The 17502-nt window shown below is 46.9% G+C and carries 14 protein-coding genes; 4 read left to right on the forward strand and 10 right to left on the reverse strand.

All coding sequences use genetic code 11. The features are described from left to right. Window positions 1-5 precede the first annotated feature (5 nt). The 4 genes from LPB140_RS10860 to hisS form a co-directional block, all read right to left on the reverse strand. On the reverse strand, window positions 6-866 hold the full coding sequence (locus tag LPB140_RS10860) for a DUF4167 domain-containing protein (RefSeq protein WP_072559845.1): 861 nt from the start codon (window positions 864-866) through the stop codon (window positions 6-8). A 197-nt stretch (window positions 867-1063) separates the two neighbouring features. Continuing rightward, entirely contained in the window at window positions 1064-1924 is an 861-nt protein-coding gene (gene prmC / locus LPB140_RS10865) for a peptide chain release factor N(5)-glutamine methyltransferase (protein ID WP_083550358.1), read from the reverse strand. Next, the gene (gene prfA / locus LPB140_RS10870; protein WP_072559846.1) at window positions 1924-3012 is read right to left on the reverse strand and encodes a peptide chain release factor 1; all 1089 of its coding nucleotides are present in this window, start codon (window positions 3010-3012) and stop codon (window positions 1924-1926) included. The genes prmC and prfA overlap by 1 nt, the downstream gene beginning before the upstream one ends. Next, window positions 3009-4268 carry a histidine--tRNA ligase gene (gene hisS, locus LPB140_RS10875; RefSeq protein WP_072559847.1) on the reverse strand — a complete coding sequence of 420 codons (1260 nt, stop codon included), beginning with the start codon at window positions 4266-4268 and terminating at the stop codon, window positions 3009-3011. Before hisS ends, prfA begins: the two co-directional genes overlap by 4 nt. A 134-nt stretch (window positions 4269-4402) precedes the next feature. On the opposite strand from hisS, the gene LPB140_RS10880 reads away from it, so the two are divergent. The 3 genes from LPB140_RS10880 (at window position 4403) to LPB140_RS10890 (ending at window position 7341) form a co-directional block, all read left to right on the forward strand. Beyond that, complete coding sequence (locus tag LPB140_RS10880; RefSeq protein ID WP_072559848.1) at window positions 4403-6361, forward strand: M61 family metallopeptidase; 1959 nt, start codon at window positions 4403-4405, stop codon at window positions 6359-6361. A gap of 117 nt (window positions 6362-6478) precedes the next feature. Further along, the gene (gene ppa / locus LPB140_RS10885) at window positions 6479-7012 is read left to right on the forward strand and encodes an inorganic diphosphatase (RefSeq protein ID WP_072559849.1); all 534 of its coding nucleotides are present in this window, start codon (window positions 6479-6481) and stop codon (window positions 7010-7012) included. Window positions 7013-7020: 8 nt separating this feature from the next. After that, entirely contained in the window at window positions 7021-7341 is a 321-nt protein-coding gene (locus tag LPB140_RS10890; protein WP_072559850.1) for a hypothetical protein, read from the forward strand. Between the two features lie 78 nt (window positions 7342-7419). Here the strand turns inward: LPB140_RS10890 and LPB140_RS10895 are convergent, their stop codons facing one another. The 3 genes from LPB140_RS10895 to LPB140_RS10910 all read right to left on the reverse strand — a co-directional run bounded on the left by LPB140_RS10895 (window position 7420) and on the right by LPB140_RS10910 (window position 11482). Continuing rightward, window positions 7420-8499, reverse strand: a complete 1080-nt coding sequence (locus LPB140_RS10895) for a DUF5694 domain-containing protein (protein ID WP_232223400.1) — start codon at window positions 8497-8499, stop codon at window positions 7420-7422. Window positions 8500-8529: 30 nt separating this feature from the next. Further along, window positions 8530-10425, reverse strand: a complete 1896-nt coding sequence (gene sppA, locus LPB140_RS10900; RefSeq protein WP_156874198.1) for a signal peptide peptidase SppA — start codon at window positions 10423-10425, stop codon at window positions 8530-8532. 493 nt (window positions 10426-10918) lie between these two features. Continuing rightward, window positions 10919-11482: a hypothetical protein gene (locus LPB140_RS10910; protein ID WP_072559852.1), complete on the reverse strand. Its 564-nt coding sequence runs from the start codon at window positions 11480-11482 to the stop codon at window positions 10919-10921. 43 nt (window positions 11483-11525) lie between these two features. Here LPB140_RS10910 and LPB140_RS10915 point away from each other — a divergent pair, with 43 nt between their 5' ends. Next, window positions 11526-12269 (forward strand): TlyA family RNA methyltransferase, encoded by a 744-nt coding sequence (locus LPB140_RS10915; RefSeq protein WP_072560904.1) that lies wholly within the window; start codon window positions 11526-11528, stop codon window positions 12267-12269. 65 nt (window positions 12270-12334) lie between these two features. On the opposite strand, the gene LPB140_RS10920 is transcribed toward LPB140_RS10915, so the two are convergent. From LPB140_RS10920 to LPB140_RS10930, 3 genes are all read right to left on the reverse strand, one after another. Further along, a complete protein-coding gene (locus LPB140_RS10920; protein ID WP_198024199.1) occupies window positions 12335-14107 on the reverse strand; it encodes an AMP-dependent synthetase/ligase in 1773 nt (590 codons plus the stop codon). A gap of 218 nt (window positions 14108-14325) precedes the next feature. Further along, window positions 14326-16164 carry a gamma-glutamyltransferase gene (gene ggt / locus LPB140_RS10925; protein WP_072559853.1) on the reverse strand — a complete coding sequence of 613 codons (1839 nt, stop codon included), beginning with the start codon at window positions 16162-16164 and terminating at the stop codon, window positions 14326-14328. Window positions 16165-16320: 156 nt separating this feature from the next. Further along, on the reverse strand, window positions 16321-17376 hold the full coding sequence (locus LPB140_RS10930; RefSeq protein WP_072559854.1) for a quinone-dependent dihydroorotate dehydrogenase: 1056 nt from the start codon (window positions 17374-17376) through the stop codon (window positions 16321-16323). Between the last annotated feature and the right edge of the window lie 126 nt (window positions 17377-17502).

The following is a 17502-nucleotide window of genomic DNA, read 5'->3' on the forward strand; positions in this document are numbered from 1 at the left end:
TCGGCTTATTCGGCTGCATTTATCTCTGAATTTGACTCAGCTGCATTGTCCACTGGTGTTCGCGGACGGCGGATACGCGGTTTTTTTACCACCTCCACTTTGACCTCATTTTCACTTGCCCCATTATCATTTGGTCCATGACCCGATGTGTCAATTGACGGGGGAAGTATGGACGCATCCAATCCCAATTGGGCATTATCCGCTTTCTTTGCGCGTGGTTGACGCGTCTGGCGGGACTGCTTTGGTTGGCGCGCTTCTCTTTCCTCGCGCAGCGGCCTTGATGCTGTATCGCCATCATCATCACCCTGATTTTCATCATTATCATGCCGTTTATTTTGCTGGCGCGAATTTTGTGGGCGCGAATTTTGCTGGCGCGGTCTGCGCGCTGGTTTTTCTTGATAATTATCGCCGCCATCTTGGTCATCATCATCATTTTGGCGCGAACGGGAATTTTTTTGACGTGAACGTGATTGATTCGAACCAGAATCCATATCATCGCCATCATCGTTGGAATCGGCGTTATTATTTTCGCCTTCATCCTGATCATCTTGATCATCGTCATTATCATCACGTTCACGGCGCGAACGGCGATGATCCTCTTGCTTTGCCTCTTGACGGGATTTGAAATCGGCCAAAACGCGGAAATAATGGTCGGCAAATTGCAAATAATATTCGCCATTAACACGATCACCGTTTAATTGCGCATCATTGGCAAGTTTTTTATATTTTTCAAGCATTTGATTTGCATTACCGCGTGCGCGATTATCCACACGATTTTGGTAATCAACACCGCCTCCACCACGGTTTCCACCTTGGGGTCGGTTATTGCCTCTGCCGCGTCTGCGGCTGGCTTGACGATTATTCATATAGGATTGCCGTCCTGTTTTTATCCGTTGGTATCAGCACCTAATCCAAGCTTTAAGCCAAAGCAGCATATCAGCTTTTATGTGGAGAAGTGCGGCCGATTATCTGGGGCTATCTTACCTCCGATGCTATCGACAATTTTTGTTTTAGACATGGTTTCTACCCTTGCCAAGCAAAATTTTTTTAATCACCATTTTATTTATGATTTTTGGACAATGGCCACACGGTCGCGCCGCGCATAATCGGGCTTCACATCGCATTTTAACCCATGAAAATCGGCTAATTTTTTTATTTTATCGCCCTGTTCATGTCCAATTTCGAACAGGCATATTCCATTATCGGCCAATAAAAATTTCACCGCCGCCATTAAAATTTTATAATCATCCATCCCGTCTGCACCGGAAAATAATGCCGATGCCGGTTCATAATCCACCACCATTTTATCCAATTTTGCATCCAACTCCACATAGGGCGGATTGCATAAAATCAGGTCATATGGCGGGCGCAGCGCCGACATCCACCCCCCATCACGCCAATTTAAGATGTGAAAATCAATGCTGCCTTGCCCGCAAATATCGGCGGCATTTTGCGCGGCAATTTCAACCGCAGCGACGCTTTGGTCCATCGCCTGTACGTCACTTCCTGGAAATAAACGCTTTGCCGCTATCGCCAAAATCCCCGATCCCGTGCCAAGGTCGATGATGTTTTTTGGCGCGTGATGGGCAAATATTTGCTGCGCAATTTCAACCAAAACCTCGCTATCCGCGCGCGGAATTAACGTATCGGGCGTCACCCGCACCTCAAAATCCCAAAATGCCTGCCGCCCGATAATATAGGCGATGGGTTCATCCTGCATTCGCCGTTCAATAAAGGCGGCAAAAATTTCCGGCGCAATAAAATCACGCATTCCCAATAACAACGCCTGTCTGTTAATGTTCAGCGCATGGGCCAATAATAATTCTGCGTCCAACGCCGCACTATCGCTTATCCCGTGCAGCAATTGCCTGCCCCAACGCAGCGCCCCTGATGCATCACGCGGGCATGGCGCAATATCTGCCATTAAATTAAGCCGTCAATATTGGCCAATTTTTGCGCTTGTTCCTCTGCAATTAACGCCTTCATCAATTCGGCTAAGCCGCCGCCTTCCAATATTTCGGGCAATTTATGCAGGGTTAAATTTATCCGATGATCGGTAACGCGGCCTTGCGGAAAATTATAGGTGCGAATGCGTTCGGACCTGTCGCCCGATCCCACCATATCTTTGCGCGCGCTGGCCTCTGCGGATTGGGTGCGCTTCCGCTCCACCTCATAAATTCGGGTGCGCAGGATTTTAAGCGCCTTTGCCTTATTTTTATGTTGTGATTTTTCGTCCTGTTGCGACACCACAATACCGGTGGGAATATGGGTGATGCGCACCGCACTGTCTGTTGTGTTCACATGCTGCCCGCCCGCGCCCGATGCGCGAAACACATCAATACGGATATCATTATCGTTAATTTGCACATCCACTTCTTCGGGTTCGGGCAATACTGCCACTGTGGCCGCCGATGTGTGGATACGCCCGCCGCTTTCGGTGGTCGGCACGCGCTGCACCCTGTGCACACCACCTTCAAATTTCATCATGGCGAACACATTTTGTCCGTTTAACGAAGCCACCACCTCCTTAAACCCCCCGACATCGGCGCTATTTGCAGAAATAATTTCGATCTTCCATCCTTGCAGCTCGGCAAAGCGGCTATACATGCGGAATAAATCCCCAGCAAATAATGCCGCCTCATCCCCGCCTGTTCCTGCGCGTATTTCCAACATGGCGGGACGCGCATCGGCGCTATCCTTTGGCAATAAAGTAATGGCAAGATATTGTTCCGCCAAGGAAAGATTATCCGACACCTCGTTCAATTCCTCAACCGCCATATCGCGCAAATCCCTATCTGCCGAGGGATCATTTGCCATAATGTCAAGCGAGTTCATTTCCGCGCGCAATCGGCGCACATCGCGCGCGGCCTTTACCGTTTCTTCCATTTCGGCATATTCGCGGCTGGCGGCGACAAATTCATCCCCCTCCAACGTGCCAGAGGCCATTCTCGCCTCCAGCTCGTTAAAGCGCCCTTCAATCTGGGCAATTCGATCATCAGAAATGCGGATCATGATGCCAAATTCTGGGCCAGTTTTTCGGCCAATTTATCAAAAGGCACGGTTATTTGGCTACCATCGGATAGATTTTTTACAGTCGCGGATTGCGCAGCCAATTCATCATCACCCAAAATAATGGCATATTTGGCACCAATCGCATTGGCCTTTACCATGCGTTTTTTCATATTGCCCTTATATGCCATTTCACAGCGCAGCCCATTGCGCCGCAAATCGGCAATAATTTTCATTGCCGCCATTTGCGCGCTTTCCCCCATGGGAATTAAAGCGGCATCAAAAACCGCCTGCTTCGGCATATCAATCAACATGGCCAACCGCTCTACCCCGGCGGCCCAGCCAACGGCGGGTGTGTGCGGCCCGCCCAAATCCTCTATCAATCCATCATAACGGCCACCGCCCAAAACCGTGCCCTGTGCGCCCAATCGGTCGGTAATAAATTCAAATGCGCTATGGCGGTAATAATCCATGCCGCGCACCAATTGTTTATTGCGTTTCCACGCCACACCCGCCGCATCAAGGCCGGATGTCACAGCGGCGAAAAAATCGCTCGCTTCGCTGGTCAAATAATCATCAATGACGGGCGCGGCATGGCACACACCCCTGTCATCGGGGTCTTTACTGTCCAATATGCGTAACGGATTGCTTTCCAATCGGCGTAAACTATCTTCGGATAACACGTCCTTATGTGCGTTAAAATATTCTACCAATGCGCTGCGCCATGCATCGCGGCTGTCGCCATCGCCCAATGTGTTTAAATTTAACGTCACCCCGTCGGATATGCCAAGTTCGCGCAATAAATGGTCCGCCATGACCAATAATTCCACATCGGCCATGGGCTCTGCTGCGCCCAAAATTTCCGCGTCAATTTGGTGAAATTGGCGATAACGCCCCTTTTGCGGGCGTTCATAGCGGAATAATGGCCCATGCACGGACAATTTCATCGGCGCATGTTGTTGCCACCCATTGGTTAAATATGCACGGCAAATTCCGGCGGTAAATTCCGGACGCATGGTCACACTATCCCCGCCTCTATCGTCAAATGTGTACATTTCTTTGGACACAATATCGGTCGCATCGCCCAATGAACGCGAATAAACGCCCGTTGGTTCAATTACCGGAAGCTGCAACCCCTTAAAACCATAAAGGGCGCGAATCTTTTCAAAAACAGCAATAATATGGGCAAAGCGTTCTTCTGCTTCGCCATAAATATCTTGCGTACCACGAACCGGATTGGGAGTTTGTATTTTAGCCATAAATGCTCCCTAACGCTTTTTTGGATGAAGTGAAACATCAATATTATACGAAATTTGACAGAATTTTTTGCCCCAATAAATATGCCAAATATTTATATTGGACAGGACAATAATTTATGGCAAGAATTGCGGTTATGAAAAATTTTAAATATAAATTATCCGCCGCCATTTTACCCATTATCACCATCATGGCAATGCCCACCAATCTTATGGCGCAAGCGGCAAAATCTGCGCCGCAGCCCATACCTTTACAGGATAATGTGCCAAAGGCGCAGGATATCCCCTATCCCGCCACCATGATATTGGATGTTGATGCGACCGATATTTCACGTGCAATTTTTAATGTAAAACAAACCATTCCCGTTAAAAAAGCCGGCAAAATGACCTTGCTATATCCCGAATGGCTGCCCGGCAAACATGCGCCGCGCGGCGCAATTTCCGAAATGGCCGGTCTGAAAATCATGGCAAATGGTAAATTGTTAAATTGGACGCGCGATCCATTAAATGTTTATGCTTTTCATATTGATGTCCCATCCGACAATATAAATTTGGACATCAGCTTTCAATTTTTATCGCCGATTCAACGCGATGAGGGCCGCATCACCGTGACCAATGAAATGATGAATATTCAATGGGAAATGGTGGCATTATATCCTGCGGGATATTTTACCCGCCAAATCCCTATAAAGCCCAGTGTCACCCTGCCCACTGGATGGACCGGCATTGCCGCATTGGACGGCGCAAAGATAAGCAATAATGCAAAGGGCGTTCGCATTGATTATGATGTTACCGATTTTGAAACATTTGTGGACAGCCCGATGTTCGCAGGGAAATATTATAAAAAATGGGATTTGGGCCATAATGTCACGTTAAATGTGGTTGCCGATGATGCCAAATTTTTGGAGGCAAAGGACGAACATATCGCCGTTCACCGCAATTTGGTGGAAGAAGCGGTCATATTATTTGGCGCAAAACATTTTGACCGATATGAATTTTTACTTGGCCTAACCGAAAAATTGGGCGGCGTGGGATTGGAACATCACCGATCATCAGAAAATACCCGCGACACGGGATATTTCACCAAATGGGATGAAAAAGAATGGACCAGGGGATTATTACCCCATGAATTAGTGCATAGTTGGAATGGCAAATATCGCCGCCCGGAAAAATTATGGACGCCAGATTTTGACACGCCCATGCAGGATAATTTATTATGGGTATATGAAGGCCAAACCAGTTTTTGGGATTTGGTGCTGGGCGCGCGGTCCGGAATCCAAAGCAAGGAATTGGTGCTGGGCGAATGGGCGCGATATGCCGCATATTATGCTACGCAACCGGGCCGTGAATGGCGTTCGGTGGAAGATACCACCCATGACCCGATTATCGCGGCGCGTAAGGCAAAACCTTTTTCCAGCTGGCAACGAAATGAGGATTATTATAATGAAGGCTCTCTCGTTTGGCTTGCCACCGATATGAAATTGCGTGAACTTTCGGGCGGGAATAAATCGCTTGATGATTTTGCAAAGGCATTTTTCGGGGTTAATGATGGCGATTGGGGACAGCTTACCTATAATTTTGATACAATAACCGGCATATTAAACGATATTGCCCCCTATGATTGGGCAAAATTTCTGCATGATCGAATCATCATGCCCAATCAGGCCGCACCATTGGAGGGTATTATTGCGGGCGGATATCAATTGGTGTGGAAAGACACCCCCAATGTTTATGACAAACAACGTGGTAAAGAATTTGGCGGTTTGGACCTGTCGCACAGCATCGGTATAACCATTGGGAAAAGCGGCGAAATTGGCAACGTGATATGGAACAGCCCAGCATTTAATGAAGCATTGGTTGCGGGCACAAAAATCATTGCTGTGGGCGATTTAAGCTATAGCACAGAGGCGATGAGTGATGCGATGCAGACCGCGCGTGATGGCAAAACGCCGATTAAATTGATTGTTGAGCGGGCCGGACGTGTTCGCACCATTTTAATAAATTATCATGACGGGATAAAATATCCCCATTTGGAAAAAATTGGCGAAGGAGAAACCGCGCTGGATTTATTGTTAACAGCCCGCCGATCGCAATAATTTTATAAAAAATAGCAATAATGTGCCGTTAAATATTGGAATTGTGCATCGAAGGATGTATGGGCTAGGACATATTATGAACAGTAATGAAAATTCTCTCCCAATAAGGTAGTATTTATGGATATTTCGAAAATTCCGGTTGGCGCAGACGTGCCGAATAATTTGAACGTCATTATCGAAGTTCCCGTTGGCGGCGAACCGGTAAAATATGAATTTGACAAAGAATCGGGCGCATTATTTGTGGACCGTATTTTGCACACCCCTATGCGTTACCCCGCAAATTATGGCTTTATTCCCCATACTTTGTCACCCGATGGCGACCCATTGGATGCGTTGGTCATTGCACGTTCGCCCTTTATGCCGGGGTCGGTTGTGCGGGTGCGCCCCATTGCAGTATTAAATTTGGAAGATGAACATGGCGGCGATGAAAAATTGCTGTGCGTGCCAATTGACGCGACCTTCCCCTATTATCGTAAAATTGACGAATCCAATGATTTGCCCGAAATCATCATGCAGCAAATTGAACATTTCTTTACCCATTATAAGGATTTAGAACCAGAAAAATGGGTTCGTGTTGGCAAATGGGGCGATGCGACAGAGGCCCGTCAAATCTTGATGGAAGCTATTGAACGCGCCAAAAATAAAGGGTAATATCCCTTATGATAAATAAATATATTTTGGCCCTTGGCCTATGTTCCACCATGCTGATTGCATCCTGTGCGACGCCGCAGACACAGCTTCGTACTGCCTTAACCGACGCAGGCTTATCAAAGCCTGTGGCAGGGTGCATGGCCGAACGCATGGTGGACAGGCTGTCTTTGCTGCAATTAAATAAATTGCGCGGCCTTAAAAAATTAAAAAATAAGGATGCTGGTGATATCAGCATGAACGAATTTATCAAAAAAACTAAGGCGCTGCAGGACCCGGAAATTCTAGGCGTGGTTAGCTCATCTGGTTTAATTTGCGCGGTAAAAAGCTGAACCGGAACATTTTCTTAATCTAATATTTTGATATACAGACTGGCTAATAATGACGTTAGCCAGTCTTACTTTATGGGATTAACGAAGTACATCCAATGTATCGACAATTTCCACATCATGCATTTGGTGCATATAGGCCTCTATATAAGCCTTATGCGATGCCCCCACAATGACAAGCGCGCGTTTTGACGGCATCATACCCATAATATCGCGTAAATTTGCCGCCATGCGTAAATTGCGCGTTTCCCAATATCCCAAATAATTTCGGCCATATTTTTTCGGCGAGGGATCTTCCATCGCCGCCCCAAAATCGCTTTCATATACAAGCATCGCGGTTTCGGGTGAATTGCTCTTACGATACATATTTAATAAACCATCTGGTTCTTCCAAATGGGCTGCCATTTCATTATGTTCCTCAATACGCTTGGCTGTTGCTGGATTATCCCAAATTTTGGAAATGGCCTCATCATATGCATTGCTGTCCAATATCACGGCATCGGATGTGTGATCATCAATGGGATATACACGCTGCAAATTTAATTTTACGGCCAAAACAGCGGCAATTTGGTAATTTTCATTATTACGATTTTGTAAGATGTTGAGGCGTTTTACCAATGCCTCATCCAATCCATCACCGATTTTGCGTTCATCCTCCGGCAAATGCAGCCATTGCACCAATGCCGATGCTTGGTCTCCACTGGCCAAAAATAATGCTGCAAGATTACGCCGCACTTCCGCAGTTGGGTTTTCGGGCCAATTCAACAAAATATTTTCAACCTTTGCGGCCGCGTCGGCCACGCTCAAGCCCGTGGCGGCTTTAGCAGGTGCACTGTCCCAGCAATAATATTCAACGCTTTGTTTATATCGATTTGGATAAGAACGCATAAATTCGCATTGTGGGCCGGACACTGCCTCTATTGCGATAATTTCGGGGCCCCATTTTTCCAAACGATCATTTATCGGCTTTAATTGCTCCACCTTATAATTTTCGGGCATTTGCGATAAATGCATAGATCCCAATATTAAAAGCTGGCTAGTCTCTCCATTTTTTGGTCCTTTAAGCTGGCTAGGGTTGAAATTCGGGGTGTAATTTTCCGCCAATGCTGCGCCATGTAAAATGAACGACGCCGCCATCAATCCAAATAGCTTATATTTCATTGGATATTTTTCCTCATTTTATATTTGAAATCATCCAAAAATGCCGGCCAATTTCATCAACCATCCTTGGTCTATTTTTTCCAAATTATTGATTTTCGCCGCGCTTAATGGTCGCTCCACCGATGCACATTCAATACAATAAATTTGCGCGCCCGATGTCCCCATTATATAATTTATATCAGCCGCCAGTTGGCGATATGTCATTTGTTGACGCAGCGAGACTTGACCAAATAAATCGCCCGACATTTGCGGTTTTGCCTTTGCTTGTCCGGCAAGTCCGGCAAATAATGCGGCAAATTCATCCATTGGCGGCTCATAATATCTGGCATAAAAATCACCAGAAATTTTTGCGCGCTTTGCCGCCTCGGCCAATGCATTATCCAAATTGCCATATTGATCGACCAATTTTAATTGACGCGCCGTGCCTCCCGCCCAGATGCGCCCTTGCGCAATTGAATCAACTTGCGCCACGCTCATTTTACGTGATGTGGCTACACGTTGTAAGAAATCTCCATATCCTTTTTCAATGACCGATTGGGCAACACGGTCAAATTCTTCGTTAATTCCGCCCATCACATCGGGCTGTCCAGACAGCGGCGTGGTGGTGACACCGTCCGAATTAACGCCAATTTTGGCCAATGCTTTGCTGCCATCGGGTATCATCCCGAAAATACCAATTGAACCGGTAATGGTCGATATATCGGCGAAAATATAATCCGCAGGTGTCGAAATCCAATAACCGCCACTGGCCGCCAAATTGGACATGGAAACAATAATTGGCAACTTCTTTGCCTTTGCCTCCATTAAGGCAAGCCTGATTTTTTCAGATGCCGTGACCGACCCACCTGGCGAATCCACGCGCAAGACAATTGCCTTTACATCTTCATCACCAATGGCATCATAAATTAACTGGCTTATCGTATCGCCAGCCGCCGTTCCCGGACCGCCCTCTCCATCAACAATTTCACCAGCAACAGTAATGACGGCAATCGCCTCGCCTTCTTCCGCCATGGGGTTGGCGGCCAATAATGTCGCGGCATCGGTGCTGTTATAATCACCCAATTTTTCTTCATCATCCGCGCCAACCTTCTGGACAAGATATTTGTTGAAACTCATCCGATCGCCCAATTTATCCACCAATTTCAAATTGATGGCTAATTTGCCCATATCGCCCTTTGCCGCCTCTATCGCATCGGCGGGGGTGGTGAACAGCGATGCAATTTGCGCCTGTGGCCGTGCCTTGGCCACATCATCTTTCCACTTTGTCCAGATTTCTTCTAAAACTGCCTTGGTCGCGGCGGCAGATTCCTCTGATTGTTTGTTCAACATATATGGCTCAACCGCGCTTTTATATGTGCCGACACGGTAAATTTTGGCTTCTACGCCCAATTTATCGATTAAATCCTTATAATATAATCTTGTCCGTCCTGGCCCAACGGGCATGACCCCGCCCAATGGATCAACCCAAATTTCGTCACTATGCGCCGCCAAATAATAGCTATCGTCGCTATATGCGGTGGCAAAGCTATATATTTTTTTGCCTGCTTTTCTTGTTTTCATCATTTCGCCGGCAATATCGGACAAATTTGCCTTACCCCCGCCAAAAAATTTATCCATGTCCAGCACCACGGCCTTTATCTGTTCATCCTTTGCCGCAATTTGCAAGGAACGAATGACATCACGCGCCTCTATCTCTGCAATATCGGAAGACGAACCGGAAATCGCAGCAAAGGGATCAACCTGTGCTTTTTGTTCAACAATCACCCCGTCCAAGCTGATGGTCAGTGCACCATCCTTTACCTTTGCGGGATTGGGCGCAGCAGAAAGCGCCGCATATAAAAGCCCGAAAAATAGCAACATGAAAATAAGGACCATTAAATCCTTAAACGCCACCAAGATTTTCCAAGCATTTTTGACAAAAGCCACAGATATTTCCCCATATATAACATTAAATTATGCCTATTTATCACAGACATAAAATTAGATTATCTTATATGCATGATTTTAAAGCAAATATAAAATTGGCTTCGACCAATGGCGATTATGACCGACAAGAAGCATTACAGACTATAATGAAATTGGGCGTTAAATATCTTATATGCAGCATTGAAAAAGGGCCCATAGCAAAGCCATGAGCCCCTAAACATGGGTCAACGATCGAAAAGACCGCTGCCGGAGGTGATGTCAAAAAATATTTCCATCTTTTACAGATGGTAAATGATTATAGACCTGCCCTCCGAACGGGATTCCGACCCTTTAATGAACCATGAGACATCGGACCACCTCCTTTCGATTGTTGATAAGAATAATTTTGCATAGGTTTTACCTCCTACGATTAAGAGGATGAATCAAAGCCCCAAAAGATACAAGTAAAAAATCGAAATATTTTCGCAAAATGGAAAATGCCGCCCCAATATTATTATCGGCAATCCTCAACCACGCGCGCCAATTCCGGCCATGCAGGAATGGCCACCGGCTTTACATTGGTCAATTCCACCGCAAAGCGGCCGCGCGAATAAATTAACGCGTCCAATATTTGATCATTTTGGTTGATGACAGCGGCCACATATGTATTTTCACCGCCCACGGGCAATGCGTCAAATTGCTTTAACCCCTGACTGGCCCGCAATGTCATTTTCATCCCCGCCTGCCCCAATTGAGCGCCCGATATTTGCCGCGAAAAATATAATTTACGCATTTGTTGGTCGCATCGCAGCGTCACCAGCGCATCATCATTTGGCACGCCAAATAGGGCAATAGAGCCGCGCGCATCATTGCGATATACCCAATTGCCCGATGAAATGGGCCAATCTGTCCATTCGCCCTTTGGCCAATCTGCGCGATTCTCCAACGGTGCAGGCGGCGGCGCTTTTATCTCCTGCGATTTTGTGGGCGGCGCAGGCTCTGGCGCCGGAGCATTTGGCACACATGCCCCCGCCATAAGGGAAAGTGATAAAGCGATAAGATGATATTTATTAAGCATGGCTTTGCTTATGCCCAATAAATTTACTAAAGGCCATATCTATATGGCGAAAAATAAAATCAGAATTGACCAATATCTTGTCGAACTTGGCCTAGCGGACAGCAGGACCCGCGCCCAATCGCTTATCATGGCGGGAAAGGTGATGGTCGGCGAACAAAAAATCACCAAGGCGGGGCAACAAATTGCCGATGATGCCGATGTGCGTTTATTGGGGCAGGATCATCCATGGGTATCGCGTGGCGGGTTGAAATTGGATCATGCCATGCGGCATTTTGACCTGTCTGCACAGGATAAGGTGGCGATTGATGTGGGCAGCTCCACCGGCGGCTTTACCGATGTTTTATTACATTATGGTGCGCGCAAAATTTTCGCGGTGGACAGCGGCACCAACCAATTGGCGTGGAAAATACGCGAAGACCCGCGCGTCATGGTGCATGAACAAACCAGCGCGCGGATTTTAACCACCGCCCATATTGATGAACCTGTCGATATGATTGTTTGCGATGCCAGTTTTATCAGCCTGTCCAAAGTATTGGAACGCCCCATCAGCTTTGCCAAAAATGATGCACAGTTAATCGCGTTAATCAAACCCCAATTTGAGGCACAGCGCCATGAGATTGGCAAGGGCGGCGTGGTGCGCGATGCCGCCATTCATCAAAGAGTATGCGGCGAGGTCGCCAATTGGCTCACCGCATCCAATTGGCATATTATGGGTATTGTCGAAAGCCCAATTACCGGACCAAAGGGCAATATTGAATTTTTAATCTACGCGGTAAAGCGATCATAAATTTCAAATAATGCACCATAATGCCGTCCTTCATATAATAGGCGTAAATTAAGCAAAACGGCCTATCACGCCTTATACATGCCATCTAATAATGATTGATAGCGATCACGAATGACATGCCGGCGGATTTTCATAGACGGCGTTTGTTCTTTATTTTCAATGGAAAATGGTTCTTCGGTAAATTCAAACCTGCGCACTTTTTCAGTGACCGATAAATCGACATTCACCCGGTCCACCGCTGCGCGGATGGCAGCGCGAAATTCCGGATTGCATTGCAATTGATTAAAATCATATTTTTTGCCCTGCGCCCTTGCCCATTCCAATGCCCATTCCGGATCAGGCACAATCAACCCGACAATATAGGGGCGTTTGTCGCCATGCACCATTGCCTGCATGATTTCCGGTTGCAGAGTCAACATGCCCTCCACCTTTTGCGGGGCGACATTATCACCCTTATCATTGACTATTAAATCCTTTTTCCGGTCGGTAATCACAATGCGCCCTGCACCATCAATATGGCCAATATCTCCAGTGTGCAGCCACCCGTCCTTTAACACACGGTCGGTTTCGGCTTGATTACGCCAATATCCATGCATCACCAATTCGCCGCGCACCAAAATTTCACCATCATCGGCGATGATAACTTCGGTATCGGCCAATGGCGGGCCGACAGTGTCCATTTTAATGCCTGCACGGGGGCGATTGCAACTTATCACCGGCCCAGCCTCTGTCTGGCCATATCCTTGTAATAAAGTTAAACCAAGCGAGTCAAAAAACACCCCAATATCGGGGTTTAATGGCGCACCGCCAGATACCATCGCCTTCATCCGACCACCAAATTTGGCACGGATTTTCGGTTTTATCGTCCGGCTCAACAATAATTTCATCGGCAGATCACGGAAACGTTTTTTTCCATCATATTCGCGCTCCCCAATATTAAGCGCACGGCTTAACAAGCCATTGGCCAGCTTGCCCTGTTTTTCCACCGTTTTAATCATCCGTTGGCGCAATACCTCAAATAATCGGGGTACAACAACCATGATTGTCGGGCGAGTTTCCTCAATATTGGCGGCTAATTTCTCCAACCCCTCAGCATAATAAATTTGTGCGCCCACGCTAGTGGGTAAAAACTGCCCGCCACTATGCTCATATGCATGGCTAAGTGGTAGGAAGGATAAAAATACCTCATCCCCCAGACCAAAATCCTCATCCAATATTAACGCCGCCCCGCGCGCATTATGCAATATTGAACCATGATGTTGCATCACCCCGCGCGGCGCACCGCCCGTGCCGCTGGTATAAATGATACATGCGGTGTCATCGCGGCCAATGGATTGAATATCCGCCCTTATTTTCACCACATCATCATCGCTGCCCACAGCCAAATCGGACCAGTCCAAAAATTTAACCGATCCCCTTTGCGCAGATTTATAGGGTTCGATTGCGATAACAAATTCGGTATCATTGCCATGCAATGCCGCAGGTAATATAGTGGAAATTAACTTATTGGTTGAAATAATGATGGCGCGGGCGCCGCTATTTTCAATAATATGTTGGTGGTCGCGCTGTGTATTGGTGACATAGGTTGGCACGGTAATGCACCCCGCCGCCATAATGCCCAAATCCGAAATGCACCATTCGGGCCGGTTTTCCGAAACCAACATGACCCGATCGCCCTTTTTCAGGCCCATTTTACGAAGATTTCTGGCAAGGCCAGACACCATTTGCGCGGCCTGTCGCCATGAAATGGATTGCCACTCATTTGATTTTTTATCAAAATTATTCTTTGCCCATAAAAATGGGGCATCGCCCTTACGTTCTGCACGGTCAAAAAACATTTCCAATACATTTGGAAATTTATTCAAATTTTGAATATCCAATTTTATTTTCCTCCATAAAATGACGCATTATTTTTATTATTTGCGCCACCATCTGCCCTTTTGGGCATAAATAAATATTCATATGCACATATTGCATCATTATGTGATGCTAATGCGAACCGATGGATAAGTTAAGCGGTTTATTCAATCAAAGCATAGATAATTAGGCACGCCGTTTAATATACGCTGGGCGGCGGCGGTGTATCTGCTTCCTGCCCCGTGACCGCAATAATATTGCCCTTTTCATCGGAAATAATCGCTGTGCCTTCGCTGCGTGGGTCGGCCGCGCCGGTCCATCCCTTATCGGTCCACTCAGCTCCATTTACCTTTGACCCTAAATCGCTGGCCTGCACAGCCTTGCCAAATGCGGCCAATTCATCCGCCATCGCGGATAAAAATGTATCTTCTTCGACCTGCACAACATCGCCTGACCAATAAATATTGGGCAATGCAATCGCCTCTTGCAAGGGCAGACCAAAATCCAAAACGCCGATTAAACTTTTGGTGACATGCATGATGATGCGCTTGCCGCCTGCTGAACCCAATGCCAAAATTGCCTTGCCATTTTTGTCAAAAACAATGGTCGGTGACATGGAAGAAAGCGGCTGTTTTCCTGCCTCCACACGGTTGGCAACAGGTGCGCCTTCTTTTTCAGGGGCAAAGGTAAAATCCGTCAATTCATTATTTAAGAAAAAACCAGATGCCGTCATTTGGCTGCCAAAAATACCCTCTATGGTGGATGTCATGCTGGCCACATTGCCATTTTTATCCACCGCAACAAAATGGGTTGTTCCGGCAACTTCCGAAGAAATGGCGGCGGTGCGCGGCGGTGCGCCCTTTGGCGTGCCTGCGGGATAATCGGCCCTGCTTTTTTCTGGATCAATCATCGCGCTACGCTCAGCCAAATATTGCTTATCCAATAATCCCTTAATCGGCACATCAACCATGGCAGGGTCGGCCAAATATTTCTCTCTATCGGCATAGGCAAGGCGCATAGCCTCATGAATAATATGCCATGATTGAGGGTTATCCTTGCCCAATTTGCCCATATCAAAACGCTCTATACTACCCAAAATTTGCAGCACAGTTGACGCGCCGGATGATGGCGGCCCCATGCCGCAAATGACATAAACCCGATATTGTGAACATATCGCATCCTGCTCTTTTGCCTTATAATTGGCCAAATCGCTCATCGTCATATCGGCAGGGTTAACGGGCGCATTTTGCACCTTGTCCACAATGGACGAAGCGATGCTACCTTGGTAAAAACTATCCGCGCCTTCCTTGGCCATTAAACGCAATGTCGCGGCCATTTCTGGATTTTTAATAATAGACCCAACGGGCGCTGGTTTTCCATCCACATAATAAATTTTTTGCGTTTCGGGAAAATCGACCCAAAATCGCTCCACTGCTAATAATCTAGAATTTAAGGTCGCATTCACCTCAAAACCGTCCTCAGCCAATTTTATGGCGGGTGCAAATAATGTAGCCCATGGCAATTTACCCCATTTTTGATGCGTCATTTCCATTAAGCGCATATTGCCCGGCACACCGACCGACTTGCCGCCCGGCACGGCCCGATAAAATGATAATGCTTTGCCATCAGCATCCAGAAATCTGTTGCTATTTGCTGCGGCGGGTGCGGTTTCGCGGCCATTTATGCTGCTAATCTGGCCATTTTCACTATTTTGATATAGCAAAAATCCGCCGCCGCCTATGCCACTGGATTGCGGTTCAACTACGCTAAGGGCAAGCATCATCGCCATGGCTGCATCGGCCGCGCTGCCGCCCTGACGCAAAATTTCCATTCCCGCCTCACTTACGCGCGGATCGGCGGAACTTGCCACCATATTGCCAATATTAACCGCATTTTCATCTGCCGTTTTTTCGGCGGTAGAGGCGGCGGTATTATGCGCAATATTTGGCCCAGCCGATGCGTTTATTGCCGAGGCAGCACAGGCCGTTTGCGCCAAAAATGCCGCGCATAATCCGGTTTTAATAAAGCCTTTTAACATTGCGTTCCCCAATATAAATTTAAATATATTATGTGGCTAAATCCTAAACCCGCAAAGGGGCTGCTGGCAAGCGATACTATTTCTATGTGATAATCTATGTGATAATCTATGTGATAATTTTGCGGTCAAATGCCCACATGATGCGCCAATATAATTTTAGGCATCTGTGCCAATAATTTGCGATAAATGGTCCATTTGATGCGCGTCCATATATGCCAATAAATCATCGGCAATTTTTTTGGCCAGATATGGGCCATGGAAAACCAACGCGCTGTAAATTTGAACCAAAGATGCGCCCGCGCGCATCCGGTCAATCACATCCTGTGCATTTTCAATGCCGCCCACCCCGATTAAGGGGATACCCCCCTGCGACAGCGCGTAAAAATCGCGCAGCCTTTGCAGGGCCAATTGCTTTAACGGCGCACCGGAAAGCCCGCCCGCCTCTCCAGAATATTTGGATGATAAATTGGGCCGTGAAATGGTGGTGTTGGAAATGATAAGCGCATCGACATGATGCGCCAATGCGGCATTATAAATATCCTGTATATCTTCGGCCATTAAATCAGGCGCAATTTTCAAAAATATCGGGCATTTTTTGCCATTTTCTTCTGCGGATTGACGCGCCTGATGCACCGCCGCCAATAATATATTTAATTGCTCGCTACCCTGTAAATCGCGCAATCCCGGCGTGTTAGGGGAGCTGATATTCACGGTAAGATAATCGGCATAGGGCGCCATAATCTGCACCCCTTGAACATAATCATTGACGCGGTCGCCGCTATCCTTATTCGCGCCAATATTTATCCCCAATGGCGCAGAAAGGCCATTTTGGCGCGCTCTTTTAACACGCTCCAAAACCTTTACATGGCCATCATTGTTAAAACCCATGCGGTTGATAACCGCTCGGTCCTGGGTCAATCTGAACAAACGCGGCTTATCATTTCCCAATTGTGCAAAGGGCGTGACCGTGCCAATTTCAACATAGCCAAAGCCCATGGCCATTATTTCGCGCGGCACTTCGGCATTTTTGTCAAATCCGGGGGCAAGACCAATGGGCGTGGGAAAGTTTATGCCGCATATATTTTGAGATAAACGACTATCCTTGAATGGCTTATTCACAATGGGGCTTAATTTAAGCGCAGAAATGGCCAGCCTATGTGCTTTTTCGGCATCAAGTGCGAAAATAAATTTAGTTGCGAGATTATACAGCATATTAATAGCAAAATGTCGTTTCTATCCAATATTTTTGGAATTTTCTACCATATCTAACCGCTTGCGACCCAAAGGGCTAAACCGTTTTACGGCACATGTCCTTTTCCTTATCACGGCCTGCCATTC

This window comes from Sphingorhabdus lutea, assembly GCF_001889025.1.
Taxonomy (GTDB): Bacteria; Pseudomonadota; Alphaproteobacteria; order Sphingomonadales; family Sphingomonadaceae; genus Sphingorhabdus_B; species Sphingorhabdus_B lutea.

Coding starts and splice junctions, on each gene's coding strand:
- LPB140_RS10860 (WP_072559845.1), bottom strand. CDS start 866: ATGAATAATCGTCAAGCCAGCCGCAGACGCGGCAGAGGCAATAACCGA.
- prmC (WP_083550358.1), bottom strand. CDS start 1,924: ATGGCAGATATTGCGCCATGCCCGCGTGATGCATCAGGGGCGCTGCGT.
- prfA (WP_072559846.1), bottom strand. CDS start 3,012: ATGATCCGCATTTCTGATGATCGAATTGCCCAGATTGAAGGGCGCTTT.
- hisS (WP_072559847.1), bottom strand. CDS start 4,268: ATGGCTAAAATACAAACTCCCAATCCGGTTCGTGGTACGCAAGATATT.
- LPB140_RS10880 (WP_072559848.1), top strand. CDS start 4,403: ATGAAAAATTTTAAATATAAATTATCCGCCGCCATTTTACCCATTATC.
- ppa (WP_072559849.1), top strand. CDS start 6,479: ATGGATATTTCGAAAATTCCGGTTGGCGCAGACGTGCCGAATAATTTG.
- LPB140_RS10890 (WP_072559850.1), top strand. CDS start 7,021: ATGATAAATAAATATATTTTGGCCCTTGGCCTATGTTCCACCATGCTG.
- LPB140_RS10895 (WP_232223400.1), bottom strand. CDS start 8,499: ATGAAATATAAGCTATTTGGATTGATGGCGGCGTCGTTCATTTTACAT.
- LPB140_RS10910 (WP_072559852.1), bottom strand. CDS start 11,482: ATGCTTAATAAATATCATCTTATCGCTTTATCACTTTCCCTTATGGCG.
- LPB140_RS10915 (WP_072560904.1), top strand. CDS start 11,526: ATGGCGAAAAATAAAATCAGAATTGACCAATATCTTGTCGAACTTGGC.
- LPB140_RS10920 (WP_198024199.1), bottom strand. CDS start 14,107: ATGTTTTTTGACCGTGCAGAACGTAAGGGCGATGCCCCATTTTTATGG.
- ggt (WP_072559853.1), bottom strand. CDS start 16,164: ATGTTAAAAGGCTTTATTAAAACCGGATTATGCGCGGCATTTTTGGCG.
- LPB140_RS10930 (WP_072559854.1), bottom strand. CDS start 17,376: ATGCTGTATAATCTCGCAACTAAATTTATTTTCGCACTTGATGCCGAA.